Genomic DNA, 19,703 nt, shown 5'->3' with positions numbered 1-19,703 from the left:
AAAGTTTGAAGTTTTTGCAGGAGTTTTTGATTCTATCTAGAATTAGTTCTTTAGTAGCAAATAATATAAAATTAAATAACTGGGCAAACCTGCTGCGAGGCAGGGACGCAAAGCTATGGGTCTTTTATAAAGATTGCCAGGTTGCATACTTTAAACCACGGCAATTTTTGATGCCGTGGTTAATATTTTTTGAGGTGATTAAAATGAAGAGAATTTTAAAGCTGTATAATAAAATTTATAATTATATATCTGAATTAATCTTAGAATTTGAGGGGACTAAAACCTGGTCATAAATCTAATTCAGATAAAATACTGCTAAATATAAAGCAGTTCTAATCCTGCAGCTCTATTCCTTTGAATTATTTAATATTCAAAGGATTATTTTTTATGATATAATAATTATTATAGATTTAAAACTAGTATTATTCTGGGGTGATTAGCTTGATTATTAAAATCCCGTGTAAAAGACATGTAATTTCAATTTTTATGATTATTATAATAATAGTGGTCCTGGTTTTAAGTAGTCAAATTACAAAAGCTTATTCAGTTGAAAATAAAACTCCTTTTGATAATAGTCACTTTATTGAAGTAGATGGAATAAGTTTGCATTACAGAATTGATAAAGCTAGAACAGATCAATCACTAGGAAAGATTTTAATGGTCCATGGCATGGGGGGTTCAACCTATTGCTGGCGTGAAAATACTGGACCATTAAGTGAAAACGGTTTTACTGTAATCACAGTAGACCTTCCTGCCTTTGGTTTTAGTGATAGGCAGCCAGGTCTGGATCATACTGCAAAAAATAGAGCAGACTGGCTATGGGGTCTCCTGGATTATTTAGATTCTGAATTATTTAATGACAACACCCCCTGGATTTTAGTAGGTCATTCTATGGGGGCCAAACCTATTGCTGAAATGACATTTAATAGAAATGAGGATGTTGAGGCATTAGTCTTTGTTGCTGGAGCAGTCTTTAATTCTCCACCTAATTTATTTGGTAATTTAATTGAACAGACTCCTTTCAATCATTTATTTGAATTTGCTATTCGGAATATTATACATCAGCCCTTTGCTATTAATCGAGCTTTAAAATCTGCTTATGGCAGAGAAGTTTCTGAAGAAGAACTGTCAAAATATCTGGAGCCCCTGGAAATTGAAGGAACTGCCAGGGCCTGGATTGATTTAGTAAGAAGCAGTTCTGATGAACTAGATAATCTTGATCAGCTAGAAACTAATATTTTATTAATCTGGGGGGCAGATGATAGTTGGGTTTCAGTTGATGATGCTAGAAAACTTGATGATCAACTTCTTAACTCCAATCTTGAAATTATTGCAGATAATCATCATATGCCTATGGTTACAGCATCAGAAGAAGTGAATAATCTTATTATTAGCTTTCTTTTAGATTCAAGAAATTAACTTATTTTCATTCAATTTTTCATTTAATTAATTTTAGTTTTTAAGGGGTTATACAATGGGGAAAAATATAGTTACTATTTTAATAGTTGATGCAGAAAAAACTTTATATCATAGCATAAAGGAATTAATGGGGGACGAATATTTAATTATCAGCGCAAAATCAGGACGAGAAGCTGTTTCCTTAACAAAAAGAATTAATCCAGATTTAATATTAGCAGATTTAAATTTACCTGATATTGACAGTCTTTCCCTGTGCGAAAAAATTAATGAAATTAACAGTATTAAAGATATACCATTAATATTTATTGCTGATTATGCAAACCAGGATAAAGGCATTGAATGCTTAAATTTAGGAGCTATAGATTTGATTTATAAATCATTTAGTATTGAATTGATTGTAAGAAAGATTAAAAATTATCTATCACTATTTAATTATAAAAACGAAGCCCTAAAATTAAATCAAACAATTGAGCAGAGTCCAGAAACAATTTTAATAACTGATACCAGTGGAGAAATTGAATATGTAAATCCAGGTTTTATTGAACTTACTGGTTATAAGCCTGAAGAAATTATTGGTAGAAATCCAAGGGTATTAAAGTCAGGATATCATACAGATAATTTTTATACTGATCTCTGGGAGACTGTTTCTTCAGGAGAAAAGTGGCATGGTGAAATTTATAATCGCAAAAAAGATGGAGAGTTTTTTTGGGAAGAAACTTCAATTTCACCTATAAAAAATTGGAAAGATGAAACAGTTAAATATATTGCAATTAAACATGATATTACAGAGAAAAAGAAAGCCCAAAAAGAACTTAAATCTACTAAAAATATGCTAGATAAGATTCTAAATTTATCCACTGAAGCAATCAGGTATGTAGATTTAAATTACAATGTAATAAAAACAAATGAAAAATATAAATTATTAAGTGAATCTTATAAAAACAGGGAAGGCTTTAAGAAAAATGATTTAAAATGTTACGAAGTTTTTTGTACTGAAAATTGTAATACAGAAGATTGTTCAATAAAAAAGATATTGGAAAATGGCCAGACTATTCAAGAAGATATTAAAGTTAAATTCAATAATAAAACTAAATATTTTATTGTTACTGTTGTGCCTTATAAAAATGAAGCTGGAGAAATAATTGGTATGATTCAGAGTTTCCGTGATATTACTCAAAGAAAAGAAGATGAGAATAAATTAAAAGAATATAATCAAGAAATTGAATCATTATATAATAAACTAAATAAAGAATTTAAAAAAGGAATTAAGCTACATGAACACTTTTTGCCAAAAAAATTACCAGAAATAGATAACTTCAAATATGAAGTTTATTTTCAACCTGCAGAAAGGTTAGGAGGAGATTTTTATAATGCTATAAAAATTGGTAATTATCTTTTGATCTATCTTGCAGATGTAAGTGGACATGGACTTGATGGTTCAATGCTCAATATATTTTTAAGAGAGACAATCAACAATTATATCTCCAGTAAATTAAATAATAATATTGATTTATCTCCTGATGCTTTATTAAAACATATAATTAATAGATATCACCAGGAAGAATTTTCAAGAGATTATATGGTTTGTCTTCTGATAGGGTTATTGAATATTGAAGAAAGAGAATTTTCATTTATTAATGCCGGCATTCAGGTTCCACCTGTAATCATCAGGGAAGATGGAACTTTAAGAAAGTTACAGAATTCAGGTGCACCTATTTCTACAGCTATTGATATAAAATTTTATAACCAGACTTTAAATCATAAACTTGAAAACTTCAAAATTCTATCTGGTGACAAATTATTTTTAACTACAGATGGGCTGGTAGAAGAAACTTCTAAAGATATAAATAACAAAATTCCTGAAATGTATGGAGAAAAAAGACTTGATAAAGTTTTAAAGAATTCCTGTCACCTTAAACCAATAGAGATTATTAAAAAAATCAAAAAAGATTTCAAAGATTATACCGGTAATGAAATTGGCAGTGATGATATAACTTATATGATTATTAGCGGTGAATGAAATAATAATTTATTGAGGTGAATTCTTTGTTAGCTCTTATAATTTTTCTGCAATTAGTTATAGCAGGTGTTATTATTTTAGGTTTTAGGATAAATTCAGATCTTGGTTATATTATAACTGCATTAGCAGTTATAGTTGCATTTTTAACTCTTAGATCATTAATCCCATTAATGATCTTTCAATTTGCAATTATTTATTTTGCAATGAAAGTAGGAAAGAACTTATCTAAAACAATTAAAAACTGAATATTATTTAAAGATGATTCATAACTTTGCAGGTTCTTTTTTAGGCTATTAAGTCTGGATTTTTTCATTCTGATAATTATTTTAAATTTAAAGCAGGAGAAGTTTTTTCTATCTCTAATTATTTATTGAGTAAAAATTAATTTTAAATTATAGGAGTGATATTTTGCTAACAGATAGAATAAAAACATCAATTTTAATCGGTTCACTTTTAGGCATTATCTGTATCTTAGGAGCTGGTTATAGAACTGGATTTGCCGGTAACTGGATATCATTATGGGCCCTCTGGTATAATCGTTTTTTAATGGGCGTTGTTATTGGTTTAGTAACCAATAATAAACGGCATGTTGCTATTATTAGAGGAGCAATTTTAGGACTACTGGTTTCATTTGCTTATTATTTTACAACCGGTTTTGCCGATGTTGTAAGCTTTTTAGCCGGTGGAATCTATGGAATTATTATTGATTATCTGGCAAGTCGCCACCAGTGGATAACTGCAAAATTTAAGGATATGATATCTAGAAATAATAAAATTAGTACCTAGTTAATTATTAAAAAGCAGTTCGTTTCTAAATAAGTTTTTCCAGGGGGAAATTATGAAATCAGTCTTAAAAGATTTTTTTAGCGATGATAATTTAGATTATGGAGATCTTCGTTTTGAAAAGAATAACCAGACAGAAATTAGATATGAAAACCAGGATTTAAAAGAAGTTAAATCATCATACCGTGAAGGTGGCCATCTTAGAGTTTACAACCAGGGTGTAAAAGCAGTAAATTCATTCAGTCAACTTAAAGATGCCAGAAAAGCCAAAAAAGAGCTGGCCAATTCAATATCAGGAACAGAAGAGCTCATTTCTGAAGCTGCTAAATTAAAGGAAGCAGAGGTTATCAAGGATAAACATTTTATAAACCCTGATACCAACCCAAAAAACTACAGTCTGGAAGAGAAAAAAGAATTAGTAGAAAATTACAATCGCCTGGCTTTAGAGCAGGAGCATATAATTAAGACAAATTTTACTTATAGAGATTTTTACTCTAGGCGAATTTTTATAAATTCAGAGGGTTCAGAAATAGAATATGACCTTCTAGGCAGTCTAATCAGTGGCGCAGTCTATGCAAAAAAGAATGATGTTGTTCAGGTTAAAAGGGTCTCCTTTGGAGGTTTTCCTGAATTTGATAACCTCTTTAATCGTGAAGATGACTTATTAAAAGAAATTGATATTTTACAGCAGATGCTAGATGCCGAGCCTATTAAAGCCGGTAATTATCCAGTTATAATTAACCAGGCCCTGGCTTCAGTCTTTATCCATGAGGCCTTTGGACATTTATCCGAGGCAGATATAGTAAAGAATAATCCTGCTTTTAGAGATAAACTTCAGGCTGGCACTGAATTAGGTAGTGATATCCTGACAGTAGTTGATGACCCTGGCATTAAAAACACTCCAGGAAACTATAAATATGATGATGAAGGCCAGCCTGCTCAAAAAACCACGTTGATTGATCAGGGAACCTTAAGTGGTAGGCTCCATTCCAGGGAGACAGCTGCAGATTTTAATGAGCCCCTTTCAGGAAATATGCGGGCAGTAGATTGTAAATATACTCCAATAATAAGAATGTCAAATATCTATATTGCAGAAGGTAAATCAGATGTAGAGGAGATGATTTCCTCAATAGATAACGGCTATTATATCTGTAATGGTCGGGGTGGGCAGACAACTGGAGATCAGTTTACATTTGGAGCAGAATACGGTTATAAGATTGAAAATGGCCAGAAAAAAGGTATGGTCAGAGATATAAACTTAAGTGGCGAGCTTTTTGCAACTTTACAAAGAATTTCAATGATTGGCAACGATTTAAACTTTAGAGAAGTTGGCGGTTGCGGTAAAGGTAATCCTATGCAATTAAATATCTTCTCAGGTATGGGTGCCCCCCATATTAAAGTCGATCAGGTCAATATAGGAGGCGTTTAGATGCTGGATATTAATAAATTAAAAAAGAACTTTGATGAAGCCGAACTGCTAATTAAAGAGACCAGAGAAATGAAATATGACTTTGAAAACTGGGATTTAGAGGATATTACCAGCAATGATTTATCAGAGCTTTCTTTAAGAGTTAAGGACAATAATAAATCAGGTTCCAGTACAGCTACAGGCAGCTCTCCAGAGGTTTTGGATAATTTAATAAAGGGAGCAAAGAAATCAGTCCAGTATGGAGAACCAGCAAACTTTAATTTTTCTGATAAAAAAATAGACGCTGTAGACCATGCTACCGAAAATAGATTTTCAAAAACTGAATCTGATGAGTTAATTGAATATGCCCAGGAAATCAAAAATATTTTTAAAGAGAAGAAACCTGATCTTACTCTTAACTTTAGTATAAGTAAAAATTATGAAAAGACAAAAATCATTACCACAAATGAAGCCGATTTAAAAGAAAATAAAACAGGTTTTACCTTTATCTTTTCAGCTCCAATTCCAGGAGGAGGTTCAGAGTTATATAGATTTTATGAATCAGATAGTTTTTTTAGAGAGATACCAGAAGCTGATATAAATGAATTTATTGAAGAATATAAAATGACAGAAAAGGTATCAAAGCCGAAAACAGGGAAAATGCCAGTACTATTTTCACCAGGGTCACTATATTTTTTCCTGGTTAGCCTGGAGACAGGGGTCAGTGGGCAGAATATCTATCAGGGAACATCTCCCCTTATAGATAGATTAGGTGAGTCAATATTTTCTGATAAATTAACAATAACTGACAAACCACGGCTTGAAGGAACCAGTTATAGAAAAAGCTTTGATGATGAAGGCATACCAACATCAGATAAGACTATAATTAATAACGGCAAATTAAATAACTACCTTTATGATTTAGAGTATGCCGCCAGGCTTGATAAAGAACCGACTGGTAATGGATTAAAGAAGACATTATTTGGCAGTGGAATTGATACCCCGGTTAATCCAGCATTTGTTCATCCTGTAATCACTCCAGGAGGTTATAGCAAATCAGAACTCCTTGCTGAAATTGATGAAGGTATCCTGGTCGAAAATGTGATTGGATTTCATTCTTCTAATTATACCCAGGGCCATTTTTCTGTTCAGGCCCATGGTTTTCATATTAAAAATGGAGAGATTCAGGGTAGACTGGAAGATGTCATGCTGGCCGGCAATATCTATGATGATTTTAAAAACATAATAGGTATAGGCGATAAAGCAATTCTTTCTCAAATGGGAAGCTTCCCCTATCTTTTAGTTGATAAAATAAGTGTTACTGGAGAATAAAATTATCTATACTAATTATGATTGAGTAATGATATATAAACTACTATTAGCTATTAATTAAATCCAAGAAATTAAATGGCCTGGACATTCTGTTTAGGCCATTTCTTTATACCCCCTCCAATACCTCCCCAGTACCAACCCAGTATCAACCCAGTACCAACCCACTCCTGATTCACTTTCAACTTATATAATATTTAGAGCATATAGAATTATAACTATAAAAATTAATTAATACAGGAAAAAAACTCTCGATAAAGAAGTATTTAATCGAACTAATTTATATTGTTAAAATAAAAAATATTTGATATAATAATATAATGAATATATTCACATATTTGAGGGGGGCAAACCAGTGGAGCCGATTTTAAAGGTAAAAGATGTTTTAAAAGCCTATGATGATCTTATAGCAGTTAATAAAATTTCTTTTGAAGTCAATCAGGGTGAGATAATGGGTATATTAGGCCCAAATGGAGCTGGAAAAACCAGTCTGATCAGGATGATCATGAATATCAATGCTCCAGATAAAGGAAAGATTGAACTAAATCTTGATACTGATAACTGGCAGAGCAGGGTAGGGTATCTACCGGAAGAAAGAGGTCTGTATAAAGAGGCAAAAGTTAAGGATATCTTAATCTTTCTTGGCAGCCTTAAAGGTCTTAGCAAAAAAGAGGCCTTAAAAGAGGGTGAATACTGGCTTGATAAATTTGATCTAACTGATAATTTAAATGACGAGATTAAGGAACTATCAAAGGGGATGGCTCAAAAAGTCCAGTTTGCAGCCTGTGTTCTGCATAAACCGAAACTATTAATTCTTGATGAGCCCTTTTCCGGTCTTGATCCAGTTAGTCAGGATCTTATGAAAGAAGAAATTAAAGGGCTGGCAGAATCAGGTGTAGCAATAATGCTTTCCAGTCATCAGATGAACCTGGTTGAAGAAGTCTGTGATAGAATATTTCTTTTAGATAAAGGAAATAAAGTATTATATGATGATCTCGACAGTATTAAAAATCAATACGGAAACTATCGAGCCAGGCTTCAGACCAATGATAGTAATCTATTAGAAGACTGGCTTAATGAAAATGATTTAATTTTAAATTATAATTCATATCGCAATAATTTTAATATCCTGCTTGAAGATAATATTGAACCAAACAAATTTATAGCTGATTTACCAGCAGGGATAAATTTAGTTGAATTAGAAATAAAAAGGATTTCTCTTCATAATATCTTTACAAGGGTTGCCAGAGGAGGTCTTTTAGATGCTAAAGAAAATATTTAAGATAACTGGCTGGGAAGTAATGAGAAACTTAAGGAACAAGCAATTTATAGTTGGAATCTTTTTAACCCCGGTATTGATTCTTATATTTGGTGGTCTACCAAATTTTATTGAAAGATTTGATAGTCCAGTTGAAAGAACATTTTATTATCAGAATCAATCTCAAGTCGAACTGGATTGGTCCGAAGATATGCTGGAGAATACAGTATTAATTGAATCAGAAAACAGCCAGGAGCAATTACAAAGCAGGGCTGAATCTGCAGATGCAGATGGGTATTTTATAATAGACCAGGAGTTTTTTAAAACCGGGAATATCAATTTAAATGTATTTTCATTATCAGCCACCAACCATGGTGGCCTGGCAAACCTCTTGACCGAAGAATTGCAGAATTACAAATTAGCAACCCATGATCTTTCTGAAGAAGTTATCCAGGAGGTTACAATGCCGGCTAACCTGCAGGTTGTAAGTCTTCAAGAAGATGAAACAGCTATGGGAAGTAGAGTTATTACAGCAGTAATCTTTGGTGGTGGATTATTTTTCTTATTAATCACTTCAGGATCCATGCTTTTACAGAGTGCCCTCCAGGAGAAAAAGGAGAAGATGTCAGAAATAATTCTATCCTCGATTTCCTCCGAGCAGCTTATGGCCGGTAAGATTATTGGGCATTTTATTCTAGGCATGATCCAGATTGGTGTCTGGTTTGGTATCGGTATTCCTCTGGCAGATTACTTTTTTGATCTACCCTTGCTTGAGGCATTCCTAAATCCAGCCTTGCCATTAATAGCAGTTTTTGCTCTATTAGGTTACCTGGTATTTGCTGCATTATTTGTTGGGATTGGCGCAACAATGGAAGATTTGCAGAGTGCAACTAATGCCCAGAGCATGGTATTTATGTTGCCGGTGCTGCCTATTTTAGTAATAGGTCCAGTATTTAATAATCCTGGAGGTATGCTATCAAGAATAGTAACCTATTTTCCTTTAACTGCCCCGGTTATTTCAATTGTAAGGATTGCAATCGGCGAAATTTCTACAGTTGAAATAATAATTACTCTGGCAATTTTATTAATTACCACTATTTTGTTTACCCTGGCAGCTGCTAAAATATTTAGAATAGGCATGTTAATGTATGGAAAGTCAGCCAGCTTTAAAGAGATAATTCACTGGTTAAGATATTCATAAACCATGAAATCTTGGGTATTATAGCCTATTGTTAAAAAGTTAAATAGTGCTATAATTTAAGCAAATAGAATAACAAATATTACAGATTATTTTTTGTCAGTAATAGATGCTCCTTCTATTTTAGTACTGTTAAATTAATGGCAGAGTTGATTAAATCATTAATTAAAAAAGGGAGGGGATAAATAATGGCAGAAAAAAATAAAGGTAAAATTAAAGACACTATAAAGAAAAAAATTAAAAAGAAAGATAAAAAAGAAAAATAATTTTTCAAAAAGCCTTCCATGGAAATTGGGAGGCTTTCATATATGGTTATAATAAATTGATTTAATTTATTTATTTAATTTAGTACATAAAAATGATATATTTAAAATAGCAATAACTTATAAATTTTTGATTCTTTAAAATTTAATTATTATAAAGAAGGAGCAGGTGATTAAAATGGAAAAGATTTTTGACTTTGCAAATGATATTGGTAGACGTCAATTTATCTCACTTTCAGGAAGTGCACTTTTAGGCCTTTCTTTATTATCATTTTCTGACTGGGATAATAAGGCTTTTGCAGCCAGTAAAAGCCAGGTTGGACTGATTAAAACTTCAAATAGAAGCGATGGGGTTAAAAGAAGCTTAAATTTAATTCCATTACCTGATGTTAATGGAGATAGTGTTTTAATTAAGCCAAATTTTAATACTGCAGACCCTGCTCCAGGTTCCACTGATAATGAGACCCTTATAACTATTATTGAAGAGCTGCAAAAGGCTGGAGCAGAAAGGATAATAATTGGTGAAAGAAGTGGCCCGCCAGATACAGAAGAGGTCATGGAGGAAAAGGGTATTTTTGAGATAGCAGAAGAATATAATATTGAAATAATTAATTTTGATCAGCTGACTGATGATGAACTTACTCTCTTTAATAGAGAAGGCTTACACTGGCCAGATGGCTTTAAGATACCGAGAATTCTTAATGAAGTTGATCATATTATAGCTACAGGTTGTTTAAAAACCCATCAGTTTGGCGGCCAGTTTACAATGGCTTTAAAACTAGCAGTTGGAATAATCCCCCGTGAAGGAACAGATTATATGAGCCAGCTCCATAATTCAGATTATATGCGCAGGATGATCGCAGAGATATCACTGGCCTATAGTCCAGATCTATTTATAATCGATGGAGTTGAAGCCTTCACCTCAGGTGGCCCATCAACTGGTAATAGAGTCGATTCAAATATATTCCTTGTATCTAAAGATCCAGTTGCCGTTGATGCAACTGGTGTTGCCATGCTCAAAAATTTAGGCAGCACAGATATTATTATGAATACTCCTGTTTTTGAACTGGAACAGATAGCCAGGGCAGCTGAAATTCAGCTTGGAGTATCAGGACCTGAAGAAATTGAAATAATTTCTGATTCAGAAGAAGGAAAGAATCTGGCAGCTGAATTGAAGGGTTTCCTGGACTGATATCTATATAATTTAAGGAGGCGACAGATATCAAAGCATTAACAGTTAGAAATGGTGAAATAAATCTTGAAAATATTGCCAGGCCAGAGCCTGCAGAAAATGAAGTTTTAATCAAGGTAAGGCTGGCTGGTCTATGTAATACAGATTTTGAAGTAATTGCCGGTATGATCGAGTTTAATGGCGTACTTGGCCATGAATTTGTCGGAGAAGTTGTTAATGACCCGGCTGGAGAACTTACTGGCAAAAGGGTTGTTGGTGAAATAAATATTCCCTGTTATAATTGCTCACGCTGCCATAATAATCAATATAAACATTGCAAAAATATAAAGGCTATTGGGATGCGAGGCAAGGATGGGGCACTGGCTGAATATTTAACACTGCCAGGAGAAAACCTTCATATTGTACCAGATGCTGTCACTGACAAAGAGGCTGTTTTTACTGAACCAATTGCAGCAGCTGTTGAAATTGCAGAACAATATCATCTTAAACCCTCTGAAAAAATAATGGTTATTGGCGACGGCAAACTGGGCTTAATTATAGCAAGAACCCTCTGGGCCCTGGGTTTTGATGTTGAGATGATAGGCCGGCATCAGGAAAAGCTAGATACTCTAAAACCATTAAATATTAAAACATACCTTGAAAAATTATATCCAGAAAAAGAGCCAGATATACCTGTTGTTATTGAGGCTACCGGGAGCACATCAGGTTTAAAAGCAGCCATTGAACTTGTTGCTCCGGAGGGGAAAATAATATATAAGACAACGACAGCCAAAAACCATGACCTTAACCTGGCAGGGCTGGCTATTAATGAGATAAAATTACTAGGTTCCAGGTGTGGCCCCTTTAAGCCGGCACTTAATTTGCTGGAAAGAAATGAACTCCACCTTGACCGGCTAATTACTGATGAGTATAAGCTTGAAGATTCCCTGGATGCTTTAAAAGCAGCCAGAGAAAAATCTTCACTTAAAATCTTAATCAGGCCCTAATCAATCAGTTCTTTTTTATGTTTAATCACTGTAATTAAAATATTTGATAAAGGCATAATTAATATAAAAAATGCATAGGGTGCATAATAAAAAGTATCTACCCCCAGGACAGCAGTCATCATTAATGCATTTACATTCCAGGGGATTAGCGGAGAGAATACAAGTCCAGAATCACCGAGAGCCCGGGCTAATTCTTTCCGCTTTACCTTTATCCTATCATAATGAGGTATTAACATTCTTGCCGGTAAAAATACAGCCAGAAATTGATTACAACCTAATATTGCAGATAATATACTTGAAAAGACAGTAACCACAGCCAGTTTTATCTTACCGGTAATATGATGGACTATCGGTTTTAAAATACTATCTAAAACCCCTAACTGCTCTAATAATCCACCTAAAATAACTGCAAAAATTATTAGAGATATTAATTCTAACATACTTGTTAAACCGCCTCTGGCCAGTATATTATCTATAAAGGTTATACCAGAGCTTTCATCAAATCCCTGAAACATAATATTTAATAGCCCGGACCAGTTCCGGTCTGTAATAGCTATCCCTAGAATCAGGCTAAAGATAATATTGATAGCAAGATTTATAATTGTAGGTACCTTTAAAAAAGCCATGCTTATTATAAGTATTGGCGGCAGTAACATCCAGAAGGAGATCATAAAATAGCTATCAAGGGCAGCTGTCAGCTCTAAAAATCCCCCTGCATTTTCTCCAAGACCTCCTAAATTCAATCCTATAATTAGATAGACTATAGCTGCAATTATATAAGGTAAGATAGTTGTTTTCATCATGCTTTTTACCATCTCCAGAATATCTGCTTCAGCGCTGTGGGCTGTAATATTGGCAATTGATGAGACAGGCGACATTCTATCGCCTACATAAGCGCCTGAGATTATAGCACCGGCAGCTAATGGCAGGCTCATTCCTAAAGTTTCAGCTATACTTATTAAAGCCAGCCCAATAGTACTGGCAGTTCCAACAGCTGTGCCAATCGCCATGGAAACAAGAGACGTTGATATAAAACTTAAGACTAAAAAATACTCAGGATTAATAGTTTCTAAACCATAATAAATCATAGTTGGTACAGTCCCTATAGCTATCCAGAGACCTATCATCATCCCGATTAAAAATAATATAATGATAACATTGCCTATGCTCCTAAAACTGGAGAACATCATCTTCTCAATTTTCTTCCATCTATAACCCCAGATAAAAGAGAGACAGACAATTATAATAATTTCAAAAAATAAAGCAATCTGAATTGGAACATCCCAGACTAAAACAGACATTATTATTAAAAAAGCCATAGTAATTACAGGTATAATAGCCTGCTTAAAACTTAACTCCATCTTACCCCAACCCTTCGAAATTTGTCATTAACCTTCTTGATTATAGCATAATTTCAAATTAATTTAAAAAATAAATAGTATCAGTATCTTAATTCTTAAAATATAGAGTAATTTATAAAATAATTTTTTATTATGCAGGAGAAATTAACCCTGCGTTGAATAATATCATATACATTTTTATAATTATAAAAAGAGGAGGGGACATTTTTGGATAGAAGATTAGAATTAATTATTAATTCCTTGCCTGCTTTATTAAGAGGTACTGTTATAACAATACAGTTAACTGTCCTTATATTGATATTTGGTTTAATATTAGGCTTAATTCTAGCCTTTGGAGAAACCTATGGGAATATATTAATAAGAAAGTTTACAGCCCTATATGGCAAAGTAGTCAGAAGTATACCAGAACTTGTACTTTTATTATTAGTTTTTTATGGCCTTCCCAATCTAGGTTTTAGAATCAGGCCTTTTAATGCTGCTGTTCTCGGTCTTGGTATAAGAGCTTCAGCCTATATGGCCCAGATCTTTAGGGGTACATTCAAATCAATCAGCTCAGATCAAATAACAGCTGCTTACTCAATTGGAATGGGTAAATATAAAACTTTTTTTTATGTAATATTTCCCCAGGCAATCAGGAGTTTCATCCCGCCCTTTGCCAATGAATATGCCATAATTTTAAAGGATACATCACTTGCCTATGCAATTGGAGTAGCAGAGCTTTTAAGGCAGGGCCAGTATATTATAGCAGTAGAGTATGATCCACTTACAATCTTTTTAATGATAGCAGCAATCTATTTTATTCTAACTTTTGGAGTAACGAGACTATTAAAATTAGTTGAATTCAAATTGAAAATACCTGGGATAGGAGCTGAGAGCAGATAATGGAGAAAAAACCTCTTGTACAGGTTAAGAATTTAAGAAAAAGTTTTGGGGATAATCTTGTCTTAGATGGTATATCTTTCTCATTAAATACCGGTGAAAATAAAGTTATTATAGGTCCCAGCGGTACCGGGAAAAGTACTGTTTTAAATTGTATTAATAGATTGATTATGCCAGATTCAGGAGAGATATGGTTGGAAGATACAGAAATAGTCTCTGCTAAAAATATCAATGAAATAAGACAGCAGATTGGCTATGTCTTCCAGGGATTTGGGCTCTTTCATCATTTAACGGCAAAGAAGAATGTTATGATTGGGTTAACTAAGGTTAAAAATATGTCCAAAAAAGAAGCAGAAGAACTTGCAAGATTTGAATTAGATAGAGTTGGTTTAACCGATGTTGATGATTCATATCCAGCCCAATTATCTGGTGGTCAGAAGCAGAGAGTTGCAATAGCAAGAGCACTGGCAATGCAGCCTAAATTAATGCTATTTGATGAACCAACCTCAGCTTTAGATCCTGAATTAATTGGTGAAGTTTTGAATGTAATGAAAAAGCTTGCTGAAGAGGGTATGACTATGTTAGTTGTTACCCATGAGATGGGATTTGCCCGCTCTGTATCAGATGAGATTATCTTTATGGAAGGCGGCAAAATTGTAGAACAAAACCATCCTGAAAATATGTTTAAAGGTCCTGAAAACGAACGGACCAGGCAGTTTTTATTTAAATTAGATGATCTTTATGGTAAAGGCGGTGAATAGGCATTGCTTGATTTCCTTTCTCAGTATTTAATTATAGATATATTTATCAGTAACTTTGGCAGATTAATGAGTGGCTTAAGGTTTACCTTTACCCTGACAATAGTAGTTATGTTTTTTGGAACGATATTAGGGGTTTTGCTAGCTCTGGGAAGAAGTTTTGGCTCAAAACCAGTAGCCTGGCTCTGTACAGCCTATATTGAGATTATTAGAGGAACTCCAATGCTTGCTCAGCTATTTATTCTTTATTTTGCACTACCGCCATATGGTATTAGAATGACAGCAGTAACAGTTGCCTATCTTGGGTTTACTATTAACTGTGCAGCCTATCAGGCAGAGTATACTAGAGGTTCAATCGAGTCAGTGGGGTCTGATCAATTTAAGTCAGCTTATTCGCTGGGAATGAGTCGCTGGCAGACAATTTTTACTATTGTTCTGCCCCAGGCAATTCGCTGGGCAATTCCTGCCTGGACTAATGAATTTATATATATCTTAAAGTATACTTCACTGGCATATGTTATTGGGGCTCCAGATTTAATGACTCAGGGCAAATTTATAGCCAGCCGTAATTATCAATTTTTCAGAGTTTATCTTATTGCTGCAATAATTTATCTAATTATTGTCTGGATAAGCACCTGGATTATCGATAGAATAGAAGAAAAACTGAAGATTCCAGGTTTTGGTTAAACTAAAATAGTTGTGGATTTTAATTTAGTCAATTTTAATAAGGGGGTAATAATAATGTTAAAAAGGACCTTTGTTGTAATGTTAGCTCTTGCTTTATTGGTGGCTCTTTCTGGATTTACAGTTATGGCTGAAACCTATGTAGTTGGAACAAGTGCTGGTTTTCCTCCATTTGAGTATATTCAGGATGGAGAAGTAGTTGGTTTTGATATCGATTTAATGAGAGCTATCGGGGAAAGTCAGGGGTTTGATATTGAAATTACAGATATCAGCTTTGATTCCTTAATTCCTGGTTTACAGGCAGGTACTATTGATATTGTTGCAGCCGGTATGACAATAACAGAACAGCGGGCACAGGTTGTGGATTTTACAGACCCATATTATTCTGCAAATCAAGCTGTTCTTGTTAAAGAAGATAGTGGCCATAATGTGACTGTTTTATTTGGCGATAATCGTCTCGCAGTCCAGACAGGTACAACTGGTGATCTCTGGGTTGAAGAACATCTTCAGGATACAGGTATTTTAACCGGTAATGTAACTCACTTTGATACCTTTGTGCTGGCAGTTCAGGACCTTATAAATGAAAATGTACAGGCAGTTGTTCTGGATACCCCTGTAGCTCAAAGATATGCCGCTGAGAACCCAGTAGAGATGATTGCAGAGCTTGTTACTGGCGAAGAATATGGTTTAGCAGTAGCTAGAGGCAATACTGAGTTATTGGATAAATTAAATGCAGGCCTTCAGGATGTAATTGAAAGTGGAGTAATGGATGAATTATTAGCTAAGCATTTTTAAAGAAAGTTTCTTTAAAAGAGTTAAAAGAGCTCTGATATTATATCAGAGCTCTTTATCATGATTAATTATTATTGTTGTCTTTGATTCTCCAGCCATTCCTCGTATTGAGGAAGGATTTCCTCATATAATACACCGCCAAAATAATCATCAGTTTCCTCAATTGTATAATGATCTAAAATAAAGCCCATTTCACTCATATTACTTTGCAATTCTTCGTCATTTTCTAATACTTCAGCAAATGCAGCATTTAAGGCTTCTCTTGTTTCAAGATCTGTACCAGCTGGAGCCCAGGCTGCCATTGTATGTGGTTCAGTAAATTCAATTCCATATTCAGAAACATGGGGAACATCAGGCATCATATCAACCTCTTCAGTTTCTGAAGAAGTATGAACCATTACTGTTAAGTCATCATCTTCATGTAATGGTCTGGCTGCAGATAGACTCATATGGCCAACATCAACATGACCTCCAGTAAGGTTTAATGTAACATCAGCACCTCCTGCAAGGGCAACATATCTATAGTCCAGTTCGTCCATTGGCAAAATAAATTCAATTGCAAAATGCATTAGGTGCATTTCACCCTGGCCACCAACAATTACTTCACCAGGATTTTCTTCCATATACTCAATTAGTTCATCCAGAGTTTCATATGGAGCTCCATCTCTTGATGCAATGACAAATGTAGGGCTACCAATGGCTCCGACTGGATCAAAATCGCTATATTCATAGCCAACATTTTCTGTTGCTGGATCAAAAACTACAGCTGGTGGATGACCCCAGAATAAAATATTTGAATCTGGATCCTGTGAAGCAACATGATAGCCAGCCTCAGTTCCTATACCACCAGGCATATTAACTATGTTGATATCGATATTTAAATCTGATAAAGCTTCAGCTAAATAACGGGCTGATAAATCATGTGAACCTCCAGAATCAAAACCAACAATTAAATCAAAACTTTCTCCCTCAACTGCTGACCATGGTTCCTCTGCCTGAATATTATTAAATGAAAAAACTAATGAAAATACTAGAATTATGATTAGATACCTTGTATTTTTACTCATTATCTACTCTCTCCTTGGTTTAAATATTTTGTTTTGATAGTTACTCTGCTCGGCTACTAGAATACTCATTATCTCTACTAATAAAAAGGTTAAAAATCTTAGTTAACTCCCTGTCACCTCCTTATATATGGGCTTATAATGTTTAATAATTTAGCATAACAAAAATAATTTGTCAAGTTAAAGCGCTAAAATATAACAATTCATAAAATTAAATTTATTTATACTTTTTCTGATTTAATGATTAATAAATTTTGATTTTTGAAAAATCTATAATACAATTAAAGTTAAAGAATTAAAGGTGGTTTTATAATGAAAAAAATTATAATTGCAGTTATTATTATGGCTCTTATAATTATCAATATATTTTTCACAGGCAGGTTCGTATATGATGGTTCAATGCAGTTTACTGATAACAAGCGGACCAGCCTTAAAAATATCACTAATGAGTTAAAGAGTATGGAGCAGTTTAATTTAGAGAAATTTATTAGCAGATATCAAATAAATGACCTGGAAATCGAATCATCTAAAGCTGACCATAAAATACCTGGAGAGTTGATTCTTTCTGGAGAATCATCCAATCAGTTAGTAATTATGGTCCATGGCTCAGGGGGCAATAGGAGGTCTGTCTATCCCTATGCAGAATTTTTTTTAGAAGCAGGGATAGATGTTCTTACTTATGATCAAAGAAGCTCAGGTGAGAATATGGCAGCTAATAATACATATGGAGTTTTAGAAAAATATGATCTTAAAGATTATGTAAATTATATTGAAGATGATTTTTCATATGATATTGGTCTCTGGGGAATATCATTTGGTGGGCTGACTGCTGGTTTATATATTAGTACTGAACATGGAAATGAACATATTAATTATGCAATATTAGATTCTGCATTAAGCGAAATGCAATTTCCAATAAGTCAGCATTTAGAAAAGGTAGATACTTTCTACCCACCTGATTATATGTTACTGGCAGGTAATTTATATACCAGATATAAACTAGGATTTTTCTATCAGGATGCAGAACTATCCAGTCAGTTAAAGAATTCTGAAGTTCCAGTATTTATAATTCATAGTAAAAGTGATGAGATAACTCCATTTTTTATGGCAGAAGAGATTTATGATGGAATTAAACATGATTTTAAATCAAAACTTACTGTAAGTAATAGTCAACATGCAGAAATATATTTTGATTATGATGATAAATATAAAGATAAGGTTTTAGATTTTATTAATAATTAAAATGCTATATTCTGTTTTGATTTTTTAAATTTTTGTAGTCAATCCTGACTTATATTAGTTTTAGGAGGCGGTATGTTTAATGAAAACAAAAATTATAATTATGTTACTGGTTTTATTAATTATTTCAGTGCAGGTAGAAGCAAATAATATTGTTGATTTAGAGGTTATTCAGGAATTAATATCAGATGAAGAATATGATTTAGCCCTTGAGAAACTTGAACAGGATGATCTAACAGGGTATCCAGACCATATTTTTTATAAAGCTTTACTGATTAGCTGGCAGGGAGATTATTCAGAAGCTATCATGATTCTTGAAGATTTAATAAAAAAATATCCAGAAAGACAGGATTTTAAAGAGCATCTTGATAGAGTAGAATTATGGAAATCTGCCAGCAGGCAAAACATAGAAAGGTTTTTGGATTTTAGCATCGGGTATGATAATAATCTATTTAAATCTATACTTTTAGGAGTTGAAAACCCGATTCAGGATGGAGTCTTAATGGATATAGCCTTTGGACCTTCTTATGATAACCGAAAGCCAGCTTTAAATCTTAATACCAGTATTTATTTCACTGATCCTGTAACACCTCCTGATCTTGAGTTGAGTTTTGCTTCAAATATAAGTGGTTTTGATAGTTTATATGAATTTAGCATAAGCAGTTATTTGACTTATGATATTAACTATAATCGGCGAGCAGGAATTAGATATAGTTTTATAGATCCCTGGGTTGAAGATACTAGTTTTTATAGGGATTTAGATATTGAATATATCCATAATTTTGAAAGAATCACCTTGCTTTTAAGAAATAAAAGTAGATTTTACGAAAATGAAAGTTTTTTAGATTTTTCTCAGCAGATTGAACTTTATTACCCTTTAGAAGATTTAGGTATAAATTTTACTGGCTCAAGATATCATGACAGTACCAAATCTTTTAGATTTGGCATTGAATTAGGAGATAGAGATTTATCTGATAGATATCGCCTAAGAAGTTTGACAGGCTGGATTAATGATCAAAAAAATGTCAATATTAGAGGCAGAATAATCTCTACGCAGGATAATAAATAAT

At 33.4% G+C, this 19,703-nt stretch carries 18 protein-coding genes and 1 riboswitch; of the genes, 16 read left to right on the top strand and 2 right to left on the bottom strand.

Annotated elements, in window-relative coordinates:
- Positions 1 to 72 precede the first annotated feature (72 nt).
- Positions 73 to 149: riboswitch (cyclic di-GMP riboswitch) on the top strand.
- A 292-nt stretch (positions 150 to 441) separates the two neighbouring features.
- The 10 genes from I0Q91_RS07315 (at position 442) to I0Q91_RS07270 (ending at position 11,856) form a co-directional block, all read left to right on the top strand.
- Positions 442 to 1,419 carry an alpha/beta fold hydrolase gene (locus I0Q91_RS07315; RefSeq protein ID WP_270453788.1) on the top strand — a complete coding sequence of 326 codons (978 nt, stop codon included), beginning with the start codon at positions 442 to 444 and terminating at the stop codon, positions 1,417 to 1,419.
- Positions 1,420 to 1,474: 55 nt separating this feature from the next.
- Positions 1,475 to 3,439 carry a PAS domain S-box protein gene (locus tag I0Q91_RS07310; RefSeq protein ID WP_270453787.1) on the top strand — a complete coding sequence of 655 codons (1,965 nt, stop codon included), beginning with the start codon at positions 1,475 to 1,477 and terminating at the stop codon, positions 3,437 to 3,439.
- Positions 3,440 to 3,465: 26 nt separating this feature from the next.
- The gene (locus tag I0Q91_RS07305; protein ID WP_270453786.1) at positions 3,466 to 3,684 is read left to right on the top strand and encodes a hypothetical protein; all 219 of its coding nucleotides are present in this window, start codon (positions 3,466 to 3,468) and stop codon (positions 3,682 to 3,684) included.
- 163 nt (positions 3,685 to 3,847) lie between these two features.
- The gene (locus tag I0Q91_RS07300) at positions 3,848 to 4,225 is read left to right on the top strand and encodes a hypothetical protein (RefSeq protein ID WP_270453785.1); all 378 of its coding nucleotides are present in this window, start codon (positions 3,848 to 3,850) and stop codon (positions 4,223 to 4,225) included.
- Positions 4,226 to 4,277: 52 nt separating this feature from the next.
- Positions 4,278 to 5,651, top strand: a complete 1,374-nt coding sequence (locus I0Q91_RS07295; RefSeq protein WP_270453784.1) for a TldD/PmbA family protein — start codon at positions 4,278 to 4,280, stop codon at positions 5,649 to 5,651.
- Positions 5,652 to 6,962 carry a TldD/PmbA family protein gene (locus tag I0Q91_RS07290; RefSeq protein WP_270453782.1) on the top strand — a complete coding sequence of 437 codons (1,311 nt, stop codon included), beginning with the start codon at positions 5,652 to 5,654 and terminating at the stop codon, positions 6,960 to 6,962. It begins immediately after the preceding gene.
- Positions 6,963 to 7,314: 352 nt separating this feature from the next.
- Entirely contained in the window at positions 7,315 to 8,241 is a 927-nt protein-coding gene (locus I0Q91_RS14430) for an ATP-binding cassette domain-containing protein (protein ID WP_270453780.1), read from the top strand.
- Entirely contained in the window at positions 8,222 to 9,418 is a 1,197-nt protein-coding gene (locus I0Q91_RS07280) for an ABC transporter permease (protein ID WP_270453779.1), read from the top strand. Before I0Q91_RS14430 ends, I0Q91_RS07280 begins: the two co-directional genes overlap by 20 nt.
- A gap of 438 nt (positions 9,419 to 9,856) precedes the next feature.
- The gene (locus I0Q91_RS07275; protein ID WP_270453778.1) at positions 9,857 to 10,870 is read left to right on the top strand and encodes a DUF362 domain-containing protein; all 1,014 of its coding nucleotides are present in this window, start codon (positions 9,857 to 9,859) and stop codon (positions 10,868 to 10,870) included.
- Positions 10,871 to 10,899: 29 nt separating this feature from the next.
- Positions 10,900 to 11,856 (top strand): MDR/zinc-dependent alcohol dehydrogenase-like family protein, encoded by a 957-nt coding sequence (locus I0Q91_RS07270; RefSeq protein ID WP_345790963.1) that lies wholly within the window; start codon positions 10,900 to 10,902, stop codon positions 11,854 to 11,856.
- Here I0Q91_RS07270 and I0Q91_RS07265 read toward each other — a convergent pair.
- Positions 11,853 to 13,217, bottom strand: a complete 1,365-nt coding sequence (locus tag I0Q91_RS07265; protein ID WP_270453777.1) for a Na+/H+ antiporter NhaC family protein — start codon at positions 13,215 to 13,217, stop codon at positions 11,853 to 11,855. The two genes, I0Q91_RS07270 and I0Q91_RS07265, sit on opposite strands and share 4 nt — an antisense overlap.
- A 207-nt stretch (positions 13,218 to 13,424) precedes the next feature.
- On the opposite strand from I0Q91_RS07265, the gene I0Q91_RS07260 reads away from it, so the two are divergent.
- From I0Q91_RS07260 to I0Q91_RS07245, 4 genes are read left to right on the top strand one after another with little or no spacing between them, the layout of a single operon-like run.
- Positions 13,425 to 14,099 carry an amino acid ABC transporter permease gene (locus tag I0Q91_RS07260; protein ID WP_270453776.1) on the top strand — a complete coding sequence of 225 codons (675 nt, stop codon included), beginning with the start codon at positions 13,425 to 13,427 and terminating at the stop codon, positions 14,097 to 14,099.
- Positions 14,099 to 14,857: an amino acid ABC transporter ATP-binding protein gene (locus tag I0Q91_RS07255; protein WP_270453775.1), complete on the top strand. Its 759-nt coding sequence runs from the start codon at positions 14,099 to 14,101 to the stop codon at positions 14,855 to 14,857. Before I0Q91_RS07260 ends, I0Q91_RS07255 begins: the two co-directional genes overlap by 1 nt.
- A 3-nt stretch (positions 14,858 to 14,860) precedes the next feature.
- Positions 14,861 to 15,541, top strand: coding sequence for an amino acid ABC transporter permease (locus I0Q91_RS07250; protein ID WP_270453774.1), 681 nt, complete (start codon positions 14,861 to 14,863; stop codon positions 15,539 to 15,541).
- A gap of 54 nt (positions 15,542 to 15,595) precedes the next feature.
- Positions 15,596 to 16,333 (top strand): basic amino acid ABC transporter substrate-binding protein, encoded by a 738-nt coding sequence (locus I0Q91_RS07245; protein ID WP_270453773.1) that lies wholly within the window; start codon positions 15,596 to 15,598, stop codon positions 16,331 to 16,333.
- A gap of 68 nt (positions 16,334 to 16,401) precedes the next feature.
- Here the strand turns inward: I0Q91_RS07245 and I0Q91_RS07240 are convergent, their stop codons facing one another.
- Positions 16,402 to 17,397 (bottom strand): tripartite tricarboxylate transporter substrate binding protein, encoded by a 996-nt coding sequence (locus I0Q91_RS07240; RefSeq protein ID WP_270453772.1) that lies wholly within the window; start codon positions 17,395 to 17,397, stop codon positions 16,402 to 16,404.
- 309 nt (positions 17,398 to 17,706) lie between these two features.
- Between I0Q91_RS07240 and I0Q91_RS07235 the strand changes: the two genes are divergently transcribed.
- Together I0Q91_RS07235 and I0Q91_RS07230 are read left to right on the top strand one after the other, a co-directional pair.
- Positions 17,707 to 18,636 (top strand): alpha/beta hydrolase, encoded by a 930-nt coding sequence (locus tag I0Q91_RS07235; protein ID WP_270453771.1) that lies wholly within the window; start codon positions 17,707 to 17,709, stop codon positions 18,634 to 18,636.
- 79 nt (positions 18,637 to 18,715) lie between these two features.
- On the top strand, positions 18,716 to 19,702 hold the full coding sequence (locus I0Q91_RS07230; protein ID WP_270453770.1) for a tetratricopeptide repeat protein: 987 nt from the start codon (positions 18,716 to 18,718) through the stop codon (positions 19,700 to 19,702).
- The last annotated feature ends 1 nt before the right edge of the window (position 19,703 follow it).

Origin of the sequence: Halonatronomonas betaini, from assembly GCF_015666175.1 — a bacterium.
GTDB classification, from domain to species: domain Bacteria; phylum Bacillota; class Halanaerobiia; order Halanaerobiales; family Halarsenatibacteraceae; genus Halonatronomonas; species Halonatronomonas betaini.
The sequence above is the reverse complement of the archived record's forward strand: the minus strand, read 5'-3'. Positions and strand labels throughout refer to the sequence as shown.